A 16,229-nucleotide genomic window follows, 5' to 3' on the forward strand; every position below is an offset into this window, starting at 1 on the left:
ACCAACCTTGCACCGCAATAATAGTAATTAGGTCTAAATGCAACCTAGCCGCAATATACTTGCAGACTTTATTTTAGTGCCATCGTGTCGCACCACGCAATATATAAACCTTACGGTTTATTTTTGCTTGCTGGTTCAAGTGGTTCTGGTTTCAGTGGATGATTTTAAGATTGCATGGTAATGTCAATGATGGATTGAACATTGTTAGAATTAACAAACCATGGCGATACAGTTTGCAAGAATAGAAATCGTAGGCAGAAGTGAAGGTAAAAATGCTTGCCTTAAAGCTGCCTATAATGCCAGGCTGATTATTAAAGATGAGAGAACTAACATCACTTATAATTTTAGCAAAAAAGGCGATAATGTTTATCATGCAGTATTATTGCCTGCTCATGTAGATCAAAAATTCAAAGACTCAAATGGGGTGGGTAAGAAATGGCCTAGGAGTTCAGGTTGATATTCATCAGCCACAGACGTACGAAAAGAATTGGCATGCCCATGTGCTTGTGACTACCAGAAGATTTACAGAAAACGGTAAAGCTTTAGGAGCTAAGGCAGTAGATTTAAATCCTAAATTTGCCAAAGTTAAGGGCAAAGCGTTTATTATCCCCGAAGATAAAATTATTCATGAAAGAGCTAAAGAAGTAATTAATAAATATTTTGCCAAGTTAGGTTTAGAAATCAGAGTAGACCCAATAAGTTTTATGCCACAGCAGCATGTCGGCCCTACTAGAATGCGAAGTATTATCAATGAAATAGCAGAGCAAAATAAAATATGTAAGCTAGCCCATCTTGAAATTGTTAAGAATAGCGATGGAGTATTAAATCGTATTATTCGTCATCAAGCTATTTTTACTAAATTGGATATAGAAAAAGCGGTAAAAGAGATTCCAGAAGAAGCAGAAAAGCAAAAACTAATAAGGGAAATATTAAATTCAGATAGGCTGGTAAAACTATATAATGAAGATGGCACGGATACTAAATACTATACTACTAAAGGCGTGCGAGATGAAGAATTAAGGATACTAAGAATAGCAGATAAGGTAAATAGCCAGATTCATTTTAATAACGTTATTAAGCTTAAAAGTGCTATCGATAATCTTACAATTGTTAATGAAGCACAAAGAGCAAGTCTGCAGCATATTTTAATTAATAATCAAGGGATTAGGATTTTGCAAGGTAGAGCTGGCACCAGTAAGTCGCAAGTACTTGCTGAAGCTTATAAAATTGCCACCAATCATGGACAAAATATTATAGGGCTTAGCCCTACTCATAAAGCAGCATCGGAGCTTAAAAGTAAAGGTTACCAGAAGTGTCATACAGTAAAAGGATTTTTATTTAAATTGTATAATGGTAAAGCTAATCTACCAAGAAATACTACGCTAGTAGTAGATGAAGCAGGAATGGTAGGTAATAGTGATTATTTAGAATTATTAAAAGTAGCAAGGAGTAATAATTGTAATTTGATACTGGCTGGAGATGAGAGACAACTCACTTCCGTTGAGCGAGGAGGAATGTTTGCAGTATTGGCTAGTAAATTTGGCTCATATGAATTAAGTAATATTAGAAGGCAGCATAAAGTGTGGGCAAGAGAAATGGCTTCATGCTTTGCAAAATCAGATATTACTGGTGGTCTACGTTTACTTGCACAGCATAAATGTTTAAAGATTGATCATACGCTAGAAGAATCAATGGCAAGATTAATTAATGATTGGAGTAACAGCAAATTTGCTCTAAATGAGCGTTTAATAATTACCATGCGTAATGCTGAAGTAGATAGTATTAATCAAGGGATCAGGGAGTTACTAAAAGCTAAAGGCTTGCTTACCGGTAAAGAATATAGATGCTATCTACCAGCTCAGCAGTATGAAGATTATATGGCAGGAGATCGTATTTTGTTTAAAAGTACTAATAAAGATTTACAAATAGAAAATGGTGAATTTGCAACGATAACTTCAGTAAGTAACGATAAGTTTGTTGCTAAAACAGATAGCGGAAAAGAAATAGAATTTAATCCTCAAGATGTAAGCTTTAAATATGGCTATGCTTCTACAGTGTATAAAGCACAAGGAGCCTCAATTAAAGATGTCTATGTATTACATAATCTAGCAGGAAATAGCAGAAATTCTTATGTAGCCATGACTAGACATATAGAAGAGGTAAAACTTTACTATAATAGGAAGGCTACCAGGAATATGGCCAGTTTAATATCGCAACTTAGCAAAATAGATAATAGGCTATCTAGCATTAATTTTAAAACTTTAGAAGAATTAGTAGCGATTCAAGATCAAGAAAATAAGAGTCCTAATATTATAGATAAAGTAGGTGATTGGTTTAAAGGGGTAGTAGAAGATATTAAGGATAGATTACACAGTAATGATAACTATTACCACTTAAGAGTGAGATCAAGATCATCTGCTAAAGTAGCAGAAATCCTAAGAAGCACTAGCACAAATTTTGCCACAAGCCATAAAGCCCAAGAAGAGCGAAAAAGCTCTTCTTATAACCTTACGAATTGTAATAAACAAGATACAACAATAAGTGTTAAATTACAAGAGGATATTATGGCAAAGAATAAAATAGATTATAATGCTATTAATAAACAAAAAGCAGTAGAATTAAAGCAACGATTATCATTTAAAGCGGAAGAAATAGGTAGAAATTTGCTAGGCAGTCCAAACAAGCATTTATCAAATAGTCAAGTGTTACGCTGGGAGAAAGATGGCAAAATAGTGATGAGGATAGGTGGCAGTAAAGCTGGCAGATGGTATGATTTTAGTAAAGGAGAGGGAGGAGATTTATTTACCTTAGTACAAAGAGAAAAAAATTGTGATTTTGTAGAAGCTAAGAAATATTTACAAGATATGGTTGGTATATCAAACAATAGCAAGTTATTAGAAGATAAGATAAAAGAGCAATTTGACCAAAAAGTTAAGAATCAAGATCAACAAGCGAAATATGCTGAAATATCTAAGATAAAGAGAGCTGAAGAATTATATGAAAAATCAGATTCTATAATCTATACGACGCCAAATAATATAGCAAAAAAATATTTATTAGAACATCGTGGAATTAAAAAAATATTAACAGGATATCAACTAAATAATGATCTTAGAACCAATATGATGTGGGACAGTAATAGCAAACAATATTATCCTGCATTAATTGCTTTTGCTAGAAATAAAGATGGTAATATTACCGGTGGACAATCAATTTATTTAAACAAAGAAACAAATAATAAAGCTGATATTGAGGTTAATAAACGTTCATTTGGTAGAATCAGAGGTTCTTTTGTTGAGATTAATAAAACTAACGAACAGCAGAACGTACAAAGCAGGAACGTACAAAGCAGTAAAGATGGCAATAATTCAGTTAGTAATATAACGATTATAGCAGAAGGGGTAGAGACCGCTTTAAGTATTAGGGAAGCTGGTATTAAAGGCAAAATTCTTTGTAGTTTAGGTGTAAGTAACATTAGGAACTATGAGCCTATCAAAGGAGAAAGAATAATAATTGCTACCGATAATGACGGCAAAGACGCAGTATCAGTTAATACTGTAATTAAAGCACAGGAAGAATTAATTAGGCAAGGAGCGACGGTAGCAATAATACGACCACCAGAAAAAGGCGATTTTAATGATATGTTAAAATCCCAAGGAGCAGAATCTATAAACAAGCTTATAGAACCTGAAATAGCAAAATTAACAGCAGCTAGCAAAGTAACAGAACTTAAATCATCCTTAAAAGCAAGTGATGATAGAAAATCACAAATTAAATCTATAGAATTATTATTTTCAAAATTTGCAAATAACGATAATAACGGACTAAATAATTTGCAGCAACAGCAAATAAAAGCTATAGCAAAGTTTGGCACAGCAGAAAATATCGATACTGCTTTACAAATCTACAGAGAAAAAGGTATAGATTCTTGTACTGCTTATAGTAACAAGATTTGCATAGCAGCAATAGAGCAGAAGATACAGAAAGATTTACAAATTATGCAGAATAAATTTGATCCTAATTATAATCTTGGGGATAAAAAATTTTGTGATATAGTAGTACATGATTTTCAAGGCAAAAGCCATCTCGTCCCTGAAGATTACTTAAATGCCATAGGAAGAGATAAACAAGTAATGCAATATATAAGTCCAAGCTCAGAAATAGGTAAAGAAATAAGAAGTGCGGTAAAGCAAGTATCTGAGATCAAGCTAAATCAAGGAATAAGAGTTTAGAGTGTAGTGTAATAATATTTTATCAAGTTAAAAAATATAAATATATGAGTGAACAAGGAAACCTGCTGGGTGATCCAGATAAGGATAAGAAGAAAGCTAAGCATGATAAGATATTTCGTAAGGCACTAGAGAATCCTCTAGTTGCCCATGAATTCTTTAATGCACATTTGCCCCCAAATATTAAAAGTTTAATAGATTTTCCTAGTTTAGCAATGGAAAATACCACTTTTGTAGAAAGCTCTTTAAAAGATTCTATCTCTGATGTTTTATTCTCATGCAAATTTGATAAACAAGACGGATACTTATTTTTGCTTGTCGAGCATCAATCAAAAGCAGATCATTTTATGGCTTTTAGGTTATTTAAATATATGATTAATATTTGTGAGCGATATTTAATACAAAATCCTAAAGCTAAGACTTTACCATTAATATACCCGATGATATTTTTCAATGGTCAGGAAAAATATAATGTTGCAAGGAATTTGTGGGATTTATTTACTAATAACAAATTAGCAAAAGAATTATGGATTAATGATTACCAGTTAGTGAATGTCCATGAAATTCCTGATGAAGAGTTTAAACAAAGGATATGGTCAGGGATATTAGAATTTTTTCTCAAACATATACATGAGAGAGAGTTGTTAAAAAGATGGCAAGAAATATCAGATATATTACCGGAATTAACCAAAATAACGATAGGTTATGATTATCTAGAAATGATATTATATTATACATTGACGAAGATAGAGCAAGCTGATAAAATAAAGCTAAAGAATTTATTATCAACAAAGTTAAATCCGGAAATAGGGACAAGGCTTATGAGAAGTTTAGCACAGCATTGGCAACAAGAAGGAAAAGAATTAGGCATTCTTGAAGGCTTACAAGTTGGTAAAGCTCAAGGTATCCAGATTGGTGAAGCTAAAGGTATCCAGATTGGAAAAGCTGAAGGAAAAGCTGAAGGAAAAGCTGAAGGGGAATATAATAAAGCAGTAGAGGTAGCAAAGAAGATGTTATCCCAAGGTTGTAATATTGCTTTAATTTCTAGTGTAACCGGTCTTGATGAAGCTTTTATTAGTTCTTTAGAGTAAACATATTTCTTGTAAAATTTACTCTGCTGTTTGAAAAATCATTTATAAAAATTCTGAAATAACAGAAAAGTTTTTTATACGCAGCTTACCTCTAAAACTTGTAATACTAAATTAGCGATTTAAAGGGGCATTATAATAGGATTTTTCTTTATAAGGTATTCCCCCCTATCAAGCAATTGAAATCTTTTAAAAATGCCATTAAAATGGTTTAATATTTTTAGATTTAAATCAAGTTTGTAAATTCATTGGCAATTTAGTAATTGGGAAATTACCCGCAAGTTTTACATAACAGGTAAGATCTGGTAGATTCATAATTTCAGAAGGCATTACTAATAATTTTCTTTTCTCTAAGCTATGCATATTTACTCCATCACGCATGGAGTTAGCACCATAAGAGAGATTCTCTTGAGTTTCAATAATTTCTTGCTCACCAAGCATTAAAGCTGATTTATGTGCTGTTTGCCAGTCACTTACCCGAAAAATAAATTTACTGCCAAATAGATCAAGCATTGAAGCTGCTCCTGCATGACCATATATCTCCTCTAATTGATGAATATTCTGCATGCCTGCAACAACGCAGCCACCATATTTCCGGCTTTCAGCTAAAGCTATAGGGAGTGAAGATATCTTTTGTAAAGCTGGCAGCTCATCAATCACAAACCACATATTACTATGAACATTATTGATATTCCTATTCATTAATGCTTTTATCGCTATGCTAATCCATGCAGCAATAAGTGGTCGAAGCATTACTCTCTGATTAGGAGTACTAGTTATAAATAACCAACCTTTGTCCGCAGTAAACCACTTTCTAATACTAAAACTACCATCAGGCTTTAAATGTTGCAGAGCTTCAATATTTTTACTAACAGTTGCTTGAATACCTGAAGATGTCTCAGGGGCACTACTGCTAATTATACCGGCTACTGCACTATTTTTAAAGATCCTAACAAATTCCTTATTATTTGCATAAAGAATAGTATTTATTAGCTTTTTGATGTCTTTACTATCCTGGTATAATCTTAATCCTTCAGCTAATACTAAATAAAGAGACCTCATTTTAGTATTACTCAGCATCTTATTTAAGTATTGTGCTGCATCGCTTCCAATTTTATTTTCACTCAAATCAAGTTCAGTAATTTGTGTTTCTTTTAGAGATTCAGTAAGATATTTTACACCTTCATCCATTATATTGTTATTTATATTGTTATTTTTAAGATTAAGTGTGGTAGGGTATCTCTCAAAACTTGAGTTAAATACTTAAGACCATTACATCCTATGTTATTATTACTAAGATCAAGTCTAGTAATTTGAGTATCTTTTAGAGCTTGAGCTAGAGATTTAACATCGCCTTCTCCTATATTACTAAGAGATAAACTTTGATTATCTTTTAAGTTATCAATCATTGTTTTATATGGCATATATGTATCCTCCTAGCTATATAAGTTTTACTATGTTTATTATTGTTGAACTGTAGAGATCATTTCATTAATGGCTCTTTGCATATATTCTCGAGCAGTATCAGTGGCAAGTCTAGTATAAATTGCCGTTGATCTTGGATCTCTATGATTTAGAAGCTGTCCTATTACATATTTTGTCAGTAAAACTTACTTGCTCCCATTTCATAGTAAGTAAATTATCTTTACGAACTGATGTATATAAAGCTATTAAGAAAAAATCCTTCATTACCTGGTTTTTCTCTTCTGCTATTGCTGTAAAAAAACTGTGGTATTTCTTCTCTAGTTAAATAACGGTCTCTAGATTGTTCCTGATGTTTCTTTATCCCAATAACTGGATTCACCTTAATCAATCCACATTCTATTGCTTTGCTAAATACAGGACTTAAAACTTCAAGAAATCTATTAGCTCCATATTTACCAGTTTTAGTTAAATTATTAAACAACTCTTGAATATCTGTTTTTTGAATGGTGGATATTTTTCTAGGATATAAATGTTTTGCATATCTATCTACAGAAGCAGCATAATCTTTCCATCTTTTATTATTAATTTTACTGTATTCATTAAGGTATTTGTCATAAAAATCCTTAAAGGTAAGCTCTTTTGATAATCTGGCTCTTTCCTCGGCAGGATTATATCCTTTTGCAATCTCCCCCTTTAATTCAGATGCTCTTGTTCTTGCTTCAGTAATAGATAGTTCTGGAAAACGCCCTATCTTGATTTTTTGGTATAATTGTTGAATTTTTTTACCAAGGTAAAATGTCTTACTACCACCGTATGATACTATTAAAAATAATCCTTTTTCTTTAGTATCTCTATATATATTTTGTTTTTCTGTTGGGATTTTAATGTTATTTAATGCTTCTCTAGTAAAGAATAAAGATTTTACTGACATAAATACCTCATAAGAGCATTGATAACTAAAGTTATAATATGCTTTGGCTATGATAGCAAATCATATAAGAATAATCACCGAAATTAGATAATGGTTGATAATATTAATGCTCCATATTTTCTCCTGTCATCGTAAGTTGTTAGTATATGTTAATAAGTATTTGACAGGTCATTCAAAGTTAACTACAGTAAAATTATTTCTTTACACATCGAAGAGGTAGCTATGAATACAAGGTTTTCACTAGGCGTGATGCAGCACTATAGTGCTGCATTTTATTTTTATCAAACTGCTCAGATAATATCTAGAAAAACGAACTGTTACGTTGACATCGTAAAGGTCGGTGGTTCGAGTCCACTATCACCCACCATTATTTTTATAAAAGCTTAACTCTTAATAAAAACTAATTCACTATCAGATGAGTGTTTGGGACTAAATTCATAACCTAAATATGAGAAATTCTTAAGTAGCTCAGGTGAGTCAATTAGGTTGTTAGCAATAACCTTGACCATCGCCCCACGAGCCTTTTTAGCATTTATTCCAATTGTTGATAATTTATCATTCCTATTTTCTTTAAAATGAATGTTAACTAATTGATATCTAAGCTTATTTGGATTTACTACAGATGAATATTCTTGTGATGCTAAGTTGAGTAAATATTTATTTTCATGCTTAGCAAGGACTTTATTAATATAATCCGTGATTTCATCTTGCCAAAAGCTTATTAAATTTATTTCATTTAGTTTTGTTGCCATTTCTAATCTATACGGCTTAATAGCATCTAGCGGTTTTAAGGCTCCGTAAAGACCTGATATAATAAGCAAATGTGATTGCAGGAAATTTAGTTCATGATTAGTTAGTTTTTCTACATGTATATTATTAAAAACATCTCCTGCATAAGCAAAAATAGCTGCTTTACTCTCTTGATTATTAAAATCCTTAAATCTTTCTTTATTTATATGTGCAAGCTTTGCACTTATATTCATTATTTCCGATAATTGATTCTCAGAATAGCTTTGGAGTGTAGAAAGTAACTGATTAGTTAAATTAGGGAATATAGGAGTCGTTAGCTCTGTCTTAAGAGCTAACTTTACAAAATTAAGAGTTTTAGCGGAAGAAATAATAACAAGCATTTCTATCTAACCGGAGTACTCGGAAGAGATGAGGTGGTATTAGCGATATTTCTGTTAGTATTATCAATTGTTTTCATAATTGCATAACTTGGATCACCGTCAAGTTCTACTACTTCTTTTGATTTCGTTGTTTTTTGACCCGTACAACCAATTAAAGCTATAGAAGCAAATAAAATTATTAAATATCTTATCATAAATACCCTGTTTTAATTTTACACTTAAGATAGTTGCCTATTATTATAATGTCAAGTGAGAGGAAAATTTTATTACCCTACCCTATAACATTTAAGTAATAATCTAAAGATTCTTCATAAGATTTTTTTGAAGAGTTCTAAATCTTCAATATGAAGAGCCATGGAAAAAATATTATTATGTAATGCCATGCTTTTTATTATTTTCCACTTCTCTATAACACTATATTTAGACCATTCCATAACTTATCTACTCCTTAAATAAATTTTTAGGCATTCTGTAATAAACAATATTATAGAATTTATTGCTTTCAGGGAATTTGCGTTTGCGGATGGAGAAGTTACCAAAATTTCTAATTTCGATACGCTCTTGTTCTTTGAGAGACCGACTTAAATAATCTAAGATTAAATCTACTGAATCTTTAACATCTTCTTTGGAAAGATAATTCAGCTTATCATGTACTTTATCTATTAAATAATTCTTAGTAACCATTATTAAAAAATCGCTTTGATTCCGTTAAAACTATTTTTAAAAAAACTAGGTGCTATACTATCAAAATCTTCAAGTATTATGTCCATTAATTTTGGTTTTGGTTTTAATTGATAATCTTTAACTAGTAGATTAGCATTAATTTTCTTAACTTCCTGTAACCATTTTAATGCAGTATCTTCCGAGCCTATAGCATCCACAAGCTTTAACTTTAAAGCCTGACGACCTGAATATACTCGTCCGTCTGCAAGCTTTTTTACTTCTTCTATAGGAAGATTACGCCTCTCTGAAACAAGTTCAAGGAAAAAATTATAAGTATCTTCTATATTTTCCATAATGGCTACCCGCACTGCTTCCGTCAGTTTTTCGGTAGGATTTGGGACAGCTTTTAATTCACCCGATTTGAAATTATTAAACTTAATCCCCAATTTTTGAGCAAGCTCTGTTACCTCGGCTGTTTGTAGTATTACACCGATTGAACCCGTAATAGTTCCGTTATGGCTAATAATATAATCACCTCCGAGAGAAATTAAATAACCGCCGCTTGCAGCCATTGTTCCCATAACGATTACTACCGGCTTTTTTTCGGATATTTTGCGTAAGATATTATAAATTTTTTCAGAGCCGACTACCGTACCGCCGGGAGAATTTACGTTAACTATTAACGCTTTAATATGAGAATCATCGATTATTTTTTTGAGCTTTTTGTCACGCTTTTCGTCTTCAAGGATTATTTCATCTATTAATACGGAAGCTATATAGTCTTCATTACTATTAATAGGTAAAACCTCTTTTGGAGCAAAATCTTTACCGACTAGTAAGAATACGATAGCAATTAAAATAATAGCTGCTAGTTTCCAAATTAACAAACGAGATTTTATTTGTCTTCTTTCAATTAAATAATCAGGTGTTATACTCATGATTTTTTATGTTTTTAATTAGTATAATCAACGTCATTGTGAGGAAGATAAACCCTATCACTGCGAGCAGGCATTGCCCGCGTGGATCAATTTTACCTCTGTCAAGCCACGGGGTGACACAGTGACTTTACCGGTCCATACAACAATGCCTGCTCACAATGACGATACGACTATAAACCGTTTTTAGGGCGTTCAGGACTCTTCATCATCTCAAAAAACTCACCGTTGGTTTTAGTATGTTCAAGTTTTTTGAGTAAAAATTCTATTGCCTCACTGCTACCCATCGGATCGATAATACGACGAAGAACCCACATTTTATTTAATATTATTTTATCTACTAATAAATCTTCTTTTCTAGTTCCTGATCTAGTTATATCAATAGCCGGATAAATACGCTTATCGGCAATCTTACGGTCTAGAACTATCTCGGAATTACCTGTACCTTTAAATTCTTCAAAAATTACTTCATCCATACGAGAACCGGTTTCAATTAAAGCTGTACCGATTATAGTAAGAGAACCGCCGTTTTCGATATTTCTTGCTGCTCCGAAAAATCTTTTCGGTCTTTGTAGTGCATTAGCATCAACACCGCCCGTTAATACTTTCCCTGATGACGGCACTACGGTATTATAAGCACGAGCGAGTCGTGTTATCGCATCTACTAAAATTACCACGTCTTTTTTATGTTCTACTAAACGCTTTGCTTTTTCAATAACCATTTCTGCAAGCTGCACGTGCCTGCTTGCCGGTTCATCGAAAGTAGAGCTAACAACCTCTCCACGCACGGAACGTTGCATATCGGTTACTTCTTCAGGTCTTTCGTCTATTAACAGTACTATTAAAAATACTTCCGGATTATTAGTTGTAATTGCATGTGCTATATTTTGTAATAATACGGTTTTACCTGTACGAGGCGGTGCTACTATTAATGCACGTTGTCCTTTACCCATAGGGGCAACAAGTTCAATAACCCGTGTACTAAAATCCTTACTATCTTTACTATTATTCTCAAGTTCTAATCCTAATTTTTCATCAGGATATAAGGGAGTTAAATTATCAAAATGAACACGATGATAAGCTTTAGAAGGGTCTTCAAAATTTACTCTATTGACTTTCAGTAAAGCAAAATAACGTTCTCCGGCTTTTGGAGCTCTGATCTGACCTTCTACCGTATCACCGGTACGCAGACCAAAACGACGAATTTGACTAGGAGAAATATAAATATCATCAGGACCTGCTAAATAGTTTACTTCTGGCGAACGTAAAAAACCAAATCCGTCAGGTAGTACTTCAAGTACCCCTTCTCCCACTATTAAACCTCCCTGCTCTACAGATTTTTTCAAAATTGCAAAAACTAATTCTTGTTTAAGTAATGAATTAATATTTTCGATTTTTAATTCTTCTGCTTGAGCTTGTAGTTCCTCCGGTAATTTACGTTTTAATTGTTTTAAATTAATAATATTACCGTTTTCTGCAAAATTATTATGATTGTTATTGGATTCGGCATTGTTAAGTTCTTCTGTAGATTCTTTATTAGTTGTGTTCATTATTTTATTATTAATAGATTATAATTGAAAAGTTGAGTTAGCAATTAAGTTTAAAGGTAAGTAATATACTTATTTAAAATTAGGAAACAAATTAGTTTTTTAGAAAATTTTATTTATTCTTGCGGTTTGAAGAATTATTTATCTTGTTAGCTTATAAGAGCTGCTTATGTATGTAAAAGCATACTAACAACGTAATAGCACATTGTCAACCCAAATCGTCATTGCGAGCTGGTATTGCCCGCGTGGATCAGTTTTCCCGTCATTGCGAGGAAATTGCATAGCAATTGACAAAGCATGGAAGAAAAAAAATTCTGATTTACAGAATTTTTTTATTATTTTTCTGGATTGCCACGCAGTCTACGACTGCTCGCAAGGCATTGTTGCGTGGACCGGTAAATGCTCTTTATGTCATTCTTAACTAAAAGCGGGAATCCAGAAAAAAAGTATAAATACAGAAAATTTTTGAAATTAAAAGCTCGATTTATCTTGCTTTATGCTGGATTCCTGCTTTCGCAGGAATGACATCAGTATCCACGCGGGCAATGCCTGTTCGCAATGACGGATAAACCAATCCACGTATACTCTACAAATCCTTTGATTTTAATAATAACACATTTGAATTAAGTAATGGAGTGAAAACGTTTTTAACTTCGTTTAATAATGCTTCATTGCTTATTTCTTGGTTTAGTTCGCTGCGTACCGCATCAAATATTTCTCTTAAACTTTTCTCTTCTACCATATATTTAAAAATATATTTAGTGCTTCTAAATATCGACATTGAGATATTAACATTATTTAATATCCCATTATTAATAGTAAAATTAATAACATTATTTACTGCTGAAGGATTAGATTCTAAATGCTCATAAATTTGTTTAGCAAAATTGGCAATATTATGGAAGTACGGTATATTATCAAGGTCATCAAGAGAGGCTACGCTATCTTTTTGATTTGATACGTAAAATGAATGTTTAATAATATTACCGGTAAGTATTTCGGAAATTGCTTCTCTAATTACTTTATCCATCTTTTTAACTTTTTGCAGAAGTGAAAAATCTTTTATATAATTTTCCGGTCTTAATAAAATTTTCTCTAAAGGATCAAGATAATCAACAAAATTTAAGCCTGCTTTCTCTACGAATTCATATAATTCAGGAACGGAATAGGCTCTATCCTGTTTGTGCAGGAACATATCATAAACTCTAACGTCACCGAAATTTTGGTAATCTGAAAATAACTCCCAACCTCTTTTATACCAGTTAGTAGCAGGCAAATTATCTAGAATTAGCTTCCCGTTCATTACTTCTTCGACACGGTTTTTAGTATCTTTATTTATCATTTTCATTAAATCCTGAATTTGATAAACACCGGTACGTCCGTATTTAGCATATACCATTAAACCCATACCGCCGGTCGGCTTTAAAGAATCTTTTAGATTTTTTAAACCTTCATCAGGATTTGCTAAATGATGAAGCACACCGGTACAATTTATATAATCGAATTTTCCAAGTTTTAAATTAGGTATATTTAATATTGAATTATTAATCCATTTAATATTTTTAAGTCCTCGTACTTCTGCACGTTTTTGTGCTACTTCCATGCTAGGCTTGCTGAAATCTAGATATATTATTTCGGCATTTTTATCTTTTAGCTGTTCGGCAAGATAAATAGTTGAATCACCGGTGCCGCCGCCGGCTATTAAGCATCTAAAATTATTATTAAAATTTTCTTTTCCTTTATATAGAAAATGGTTTAATTCTCCTAAGAACTCACCGCAAATTGCAAGTAAACGTTCTTTTTCTTGATTTGGGTCTCTGAAAGGATAAGGATAATCTTGATAATGCTCTTGTACTTCTGCTAAGTCTTTAGAAATTTTTGTTTTCTTTAAATAGTTCATAAATATTATTTTTTAAGTTGTTATTATATAATCGTTTATTTATTTTCGGCGTTGTTGCATGGATCGGTTTCCCGTCATTGCGAGGAAAAACTGTAAGTTTTGACTAAGCAATCCAGTTAAAAATTCTGATTTATAGAATTTTTTTATTATTTTTTCTAGATTGCCGCGTCGCCTACGGCTCCTCGCAAGGCATTGTTGCGTAGACCGGTAAAACCCACTGTGTCACCCCGTGGCTTGACCACGGGGTCCATAAAAACAATAAAAAATACTAATATTTTAGTATTTTTAACTGGATCCCGTGGTCAAGCCACGGGATGACAGAGGTGAAGTTGGTCCACGCAACCACGGCTCCTCGCAATGACGGTTTGGCATCCACGCAAGCAAGCCTTCCTCGCAATGACGGTTCAGGTATCCATGCGGGCAACGTTATCTACTCTCTAAGAACTATATCTTTTATAATTAATTGAATAGTATAATTATCTTGCCAATTATTGGTTTTTAACGTTCCTATTGCGGCAATATTTTTTGCTTTAGGGCTTAATAAAACATCTTCAAATGAAGTTCCTACCGAATTAAAAGCAATAGCAGATAAGGCTTTATTACCAAAGCCTCGCTTATTTGGAACAAGCATACATTTAATATGCTTACTTCCAACGATATCTGCTTTTAATACAAATAAATCATCGAATTTAAATATAGGCTCATGATTTCCTTGACCGAAAGGCTCTAAAGTGTTTAATTCCTCCATTAAAGGAAAATTTACACTATTAACCGTTAAATCAATATCATATTCCGCATGCTTATAATTTTCTAGTTTATTTATACTAATTCTAAAAGCATTATTAAAAAAATTCTGCAATTCTTGTAATTTTTCAGCAGTTACGGTAAAACCTGCCGCCATAGCATGACCTCCGCCTGCTATTAGCAAATCTTTGCTTTTAGCATTGATAATCTCAGCACCGAAATCAATACCTAAAATAGAACGGCATGAAGCTTTACCAATCCCGTCATTTAAAGCCACAACCGCTACCGGCTTATCAAATTTTTCTTTTAATCTGCCGGCAACGATTCCTATAACACCTGGATGCCATCCTTCTTTTACGATAAATAATAAACTACTATCTTGTTGAGTTAAAGCAATTTCTGTTGCCTCTTCTATCATTAATAACTCAATTACTTTACGCTCATTATTATGTTTTTCAAGTTCTTCAGCTAATTTACTTGCTTCATTAGAACAACTAGTAGATAGGAGATTAGCCCCTAAACTTGACTTTCCTACTCTACCGCCTGCATTGATACGTGGACCTAGAATAAACCCTAAATGATAGCATTTCGGTATTTCATTAAGCCCTGCCATATCATATAATGTTTTAATCCCTATATTTTGCCTTTGTTGCATTACTTTCAATCCGCTTGCGACAAATGCACGATTTAAGCCTGTTAATTTCATCATATCACAAACAGTACCAAGAGCGACTAAATCTAGATATCTCATTAGATTAGGCTGAAGCATTGTTTGCGTGAAATAATTTTGCTTCTTTAAATTCGATAATATTGCAGTTGCAAATAAGAAAGCAACTCCTACGGCTGCCAAATGTTTACATTCGCTTTTTTCATCAATACGATTTGGATTTACTATAGCTACTGCATCAGGTAATATTTCCGTAGCTATATGATGATCGATTACTATAACATCAAGGTTAACGTCTTTTGCGTATTTTAGGGCTTCATGTGCCATAGCACCGCAATCAACCGTAATTAATAATTCTGTGCCGTTATCTTTAATTTTTTGCATAGCAAAAGGAGTGGGGCCGTATCCTTCAGCTATACGATCGGGAACATAAATATCACATATTATATTTAAATCTCTAAAAATATTTTTAAGTAAAGCGGCTGAAGTAGCACCGTCCACATCATAATCGGCAAAGATACATATTTTTTGGTTATTTAAAATAGCTTTAACTGTTCTATCTACAGCCTTTTCCATATCGAGTAGATGAAAAGGATTAGGTAATAAATTTTTGATTTTCGGTATCAAAAAATTTTCTACTTCCTCTAGATTATTTACTCTTAATGATACTATCCTAGCCAGTAAATCACTAATTTTAAAACTACGACATAACTCGGTGACTATATCTTCGTTAATCAGTTTCTGCTGCCAGATTTTACCGTTTATAGATGCTTGTGGTTTCATTTAGTGACTCCTATGTCATTCCCGCGTGGCATTGTTGCGTGGACCAACTTCACCTCTGTCACCCCGTGGCTTGACCACGGGATCCAGTTAAAATACTAAAATTATTAGTATTTTTTATTGTTTTTATGGACCCCGTGGTCAAGCCACGGGGTGACAGAGGTGAAGTTGGTCCACGCAACAATGCCAC

General features: G+C 32.8%; 16 protein-coding genes, 1 tRNA gene and 2 pseudogenes. 6 read left to right on the forward strand and 13 right to left on the reverse strand.

All coding sequences use genetic code 11. The features are described 5' to 3' along the window. Positions 1–220: 220 nt before the first annotated feature. The 3 genes from AC5587_RS04590 to AC5587_RS04600 are packed head-to-tail and all read left to right on the forward strand — an operon-like array spanning position 221 to position 5,320. The gene (locus AC5587_RS04590; RefSeq protein ID WP_499161907.1) at positions 221–457 is read left to right on the forward strand and encodes a hypothetical protein; all 237 of its coding nucleotides are present in this window, start codon (positions 221–223) and stop codon (positions 455–457) included. Then, the gene (locus AC5587_RS04595) at positions 420–4,232 is read left to right on the forward strand and encodes an AAA family ATPase (protein WP_499161909.1); all 3,813 of its coding nucleotides are present in this window, start codon (positions 420–422) and stop codon (positions 4,230–4,232) included. The genes AC5587_RS04590 and AC5587_RS04595 overlap by 38 nt, the downstream gene beginning before the upstream one ends. A gap of 44 nt (positions 4,233–4,276) precedes the next feature. Continuing rightward, complete coding sequence (locus AC5587_RS04600) at positions 4,277–5,320, forward strand: Rpn family recombination-promoting nuclease/putative transposase (RefSeq protein ID WP_499161911.1); 1,044 nt, start codon at positions 4,277–4,279, stop codon at positions 5,318–5,320. Positions 5,321–5,548: 228 nt separating this feature from the next. On the opposite strand, the pseudogene AC5587_RS04605 reads toward AC5587_RS04600, so the two are convergent. The 3 genes and pseudogenes from AC5587_RS04605 to AC5587_RS04615 all read right to left on the reverse strand — a co-directional run. After that, positions 5,549–6,373: pseudogene (locus AC5587_RS04605) on the reverse strand (type IV secretion system DNA-binding domain-containing protein); the annotation flags it as partial. 146 nt (positions 6,374–6,519) lie between these two features. Then, positions 6,520–6,741 carry a hypothetical protein gene (locus tag AC5587_RS04610; protein ID WP_499161913.1) on the reverse strand — a complete coding sequence of 74 codons (222 nt, stop codon included), beginning with the start codon at positions 6,739–6,741 and terminating at the stop codon, positions 6,520–6,522. 221 nt (positions 6,742–6,962) lie between these two features. Next, on the reverse strand, positions 6,963–7,673 hold the full coding sequence (locus AC5587_RS04615) for a tyrosine-type recombinase/integrase (RefSeq protein ID WP_499161915.1): 711 nt from the start codon (positions 7,671–7,673) through the stop codon (positions 6,963–6,965). 243 nt (positions 7,674–7,916) lie between these two features. Here AC5587_RS04615 and AC5587_RS04620 point away from each other — a divergent pair. Next, positions 7,917–8,040: transfer RNA gene (locus AC5587_RS04620), tRNA-Val, on the forward strand. Between the two features lie 16 nt (positions 8,041–8,056). Here the strand turns inward: AC5587_RS04620 and AC5587_RS04625 are convergent. From AC5587_RS04625 to rho, 6 genes are all read right to left on the reverse strand, one after another. Further along, complete coding sequence (locus tag AC5587_RS04625; RefSeq protein WP_499161917.1) at positions 8,057–8,803, reverse strand: YaaA family protein; 747 nt, start codon at positions 8,801–8,803, stop codon at positions 8,057–8,059. Positions 8,804–8,805: 2 nt separating this feature from the next. Further along, positions 8,806–8,997 carry a hypothetical protein gene (locus AC5587_RS04630; RefSeq protein ID WP_039594994.1) on the reverse strand — a complete coding sequence of 64 codons (192 nt, stop codon included), beginning with the start codon at positions 8,995–8,997 and terminating at the stop codon, positions 8,806–8,808. Positions 8,998–9,111: 114 nt separating this feature from the next. After that, positions 9,112–9,237, reverse strand: coding sequence for a hypothetical protein (locus AC5587_RS04635; RefSeq protein WP_410527245.1), 126 nt, complete (start codon positions 9,235–9,237; stop codon positions 9,112–9,114). A 7-nt stretch (positions 9,238–9,244) separates the two neighbouring features. Continuing rightward, positions 9,245–9,487, reverse strand: a complete 243-nt coding sequence (locus AC5587_RS04640; protein ID WP_011271096.1) for an HU family DNA-binding protein — start codon at positions 9,485–9,487, stop codon at positions 9,245–9,247. A gap of 2 nt (positions 9,488–9,489) precedes the next feature. After that, positions 9,490–10,404, reverse strand: coding sequence for a signal peptide peptidase SppA (gene sppA, locus AC5587_RS04645; protein ID WP_410527244.1), 915 nt, complete (start codon positions 10,402–10,404; stop codon positions 9,490–9,492). 170 nt (positions 10,405–10,574) lie between these two features. Next, complete coding sequence (rho, locus tag AC5587_RS04650; protein WP_410527243.1) at positions 10,575–11,951, reverse strand: transcription termination factor Rho; 1,377 nt, start codon at positions 11,949–11,951, stop codon at positions 10,575–10,577. Positions 11,952–12,153: 202 nt separating this feature from the next. Between rho and AC5587_RS04655 the strand changes: the two genes are divergently transcribed. Then, positions 12,154–12,369: a hypothetical protein gene (locus AC5587_RS04655; RefSeq protein WP_499161919.1), complete on the forward strand. Its 216-nt coding sequence runs from the start codon at positions 12,154–12,156 to the stop codon at positions 12,367–12,369. 165 nt (positions 12,370–12,534) lie between these two features. On the opposite strand, the gene AC5587_RS04660 is transcribed toward AC5587_RS04655, so the two are convergent. Next, positions 12,535–13,848 (reverse strand): class I SAM-dependent methyltransferase, encoded by a 1,314-nt coding sequence (locus tag AC5587_RS04660; RefSeq protein ID WP_499161921.1) that lies wholly within the window; start codon positions 13,846–13,848, stop codon positions 12,535–12,537. A gap of 192 nt (positions 13,849–14,040) precedes the next feature. Between AC5587_RS04660 and AC5587_RS04665 the strand changes: the two genes are divergently transcribed. Beyond that, complete coding sequence (locus AC5587_RS04665) at positions 14,041–14,166, forward strand: hypothetical protein (protein ID WP_499161922.1); 126 nt, start codon at positions 14,041–14,043, stop codon at positions 14,164–14,166. Here the strand turns inward: AC5587_RS04665 and AC5587_RS04670 are convergent. The 3 genes and pseudogenes from AC5587_RS04670 to AC5587_RS04680 all read right to left on the reverse strand — a co-directional run. Further along, positions 14,117–14,272, reverse strand: a complete 156-nt coding sequence (locus AC5587_RS04670) for a hypothetical protein (protein ID WP_410527064.1) — start codon at positions 14,270–14,272, stop codon at positions 14,117–14,119. The genes AC5587_RS04665 and AC5587_RS04670 overlap by 50 nt on opposite strands. A gap of 6 nt (positions 14,273–14,278) precedes the next feature. Beyond that, positions 14,279–16,042: a single-stranded-DNA-specific exonuclease RecJ gene (gene recJ, locus AC5587_RS04675; RefSeq protein ID WP_499161924.1), complete on the reverse strand. Its 1,764-nt coding sequence runs from the start codon at positions 16,040–16,042 to the stop codon at positions 14,279–14,281. Positions 16,043–16,065: 23 nt separating this feature from the next. Continuing rightward, positions 16,066–16,229: pseudogene (locus AC5587_RS04680) on the reverse strand (tRNA lysidine(34) synthetase TilS); the annotation flags it as partial.

This window comes from Rickettsia endosymbiont of Hedychridium roseum (genome assembly GCF_964028255.1).
GTDB classification, from domain to species: Bacteria; Pseudomonadota; Alphaproteobacteria; order Rickettsiales; family Rickettsiaceae; genus Rickettsia; species Rickettsia asembonensis.

Coding starts and splice junctions, on each gene's coding strand:
- AC5587_RS04590 (WP_499161907.1), top strand. CDS start 221: ATGGCGATACAGTTTGCAAGAATAGAAATCGTAGGCAGAAGTGAAGGT.
- AC5587_RS04595 (WP_499161909.1), top strand. CDS start 420: ATGGGGTGGGTAAGAAATGGCCTAGGAGTTCAGGTTGATATTCATCAG.
- AC5587_RS04600 (WP_499161911.1), top strand. CDS start 4,277: ATGAGTGAACAAGGAAACCTGCTGGGTGATCCAGATAAGGATAAGAAG.
- AC5587_RS04610 (WP_499161913.1), bottom strand. CDS start 6,741: ATGCCATATAAAACAATGATTGATAACTTAAAAGATAATCAAAGTTTA.
- AC5587_RS04615 (WP_499161915.1), bottom strand. CDS start 7,673: ATGTCAGTAAAATCTTTATTCTTTACTAGAGAAGCATTAAATAACATT.
- AC5587_RS04625 (WP_499161917.1), bottom strand. CDS start 8,803: ATGCTTGTTATTATTTCTTCCGCTAAAACTCTTAATTTTGTAAAGTTA.
- AC5587_RS04630 (WP_039594994.1), bottom strand. CDS start 8,997: ATGATAAGATATTTAATAATTTTATTTGCTTCTATAGCTTTAATTGGT.
- AC5587_RS04635 (WP_410527245.1), bottom strand. CDS start 9,237: ATGGAATGGTCTAAATATAGTGTTATAGAGAAGTGGAAAATAATAAAA.
- AC5587_RS04640 (WP_011271096.1), bottom strand. CDS start 9,487: ATGGTTACTAAGAATTATTTAATAGATAAAGTACATGATAAGCTGAAT.
- sppA (WP_410527244.1), bottom strand. CDS start 10,404: ATGAGTATAACACCTGATTATTTAATTGAAAGAAGACAAATAAAATCT.
- rho (WP_410527243.1), bottom strand. CDS start 11,951: ATGAACACAACTAATAAAGAATCTACAGAAGAACTTAACAATGCCGAA.
- AC5587_RS04660 (WP_499161921.1), bottom strand. CDS start 13,848: ATGAACTATTTAAAGAAAACAAAAATTTCTAAAGACTTAGCAGAAGTA.
- recJ (WP_499161924.1), bottom strand. CDS start 16,042: ATGAAACCACAAGCATCTATAAACGGTAAAATCTGGCAGCAGAAACTG.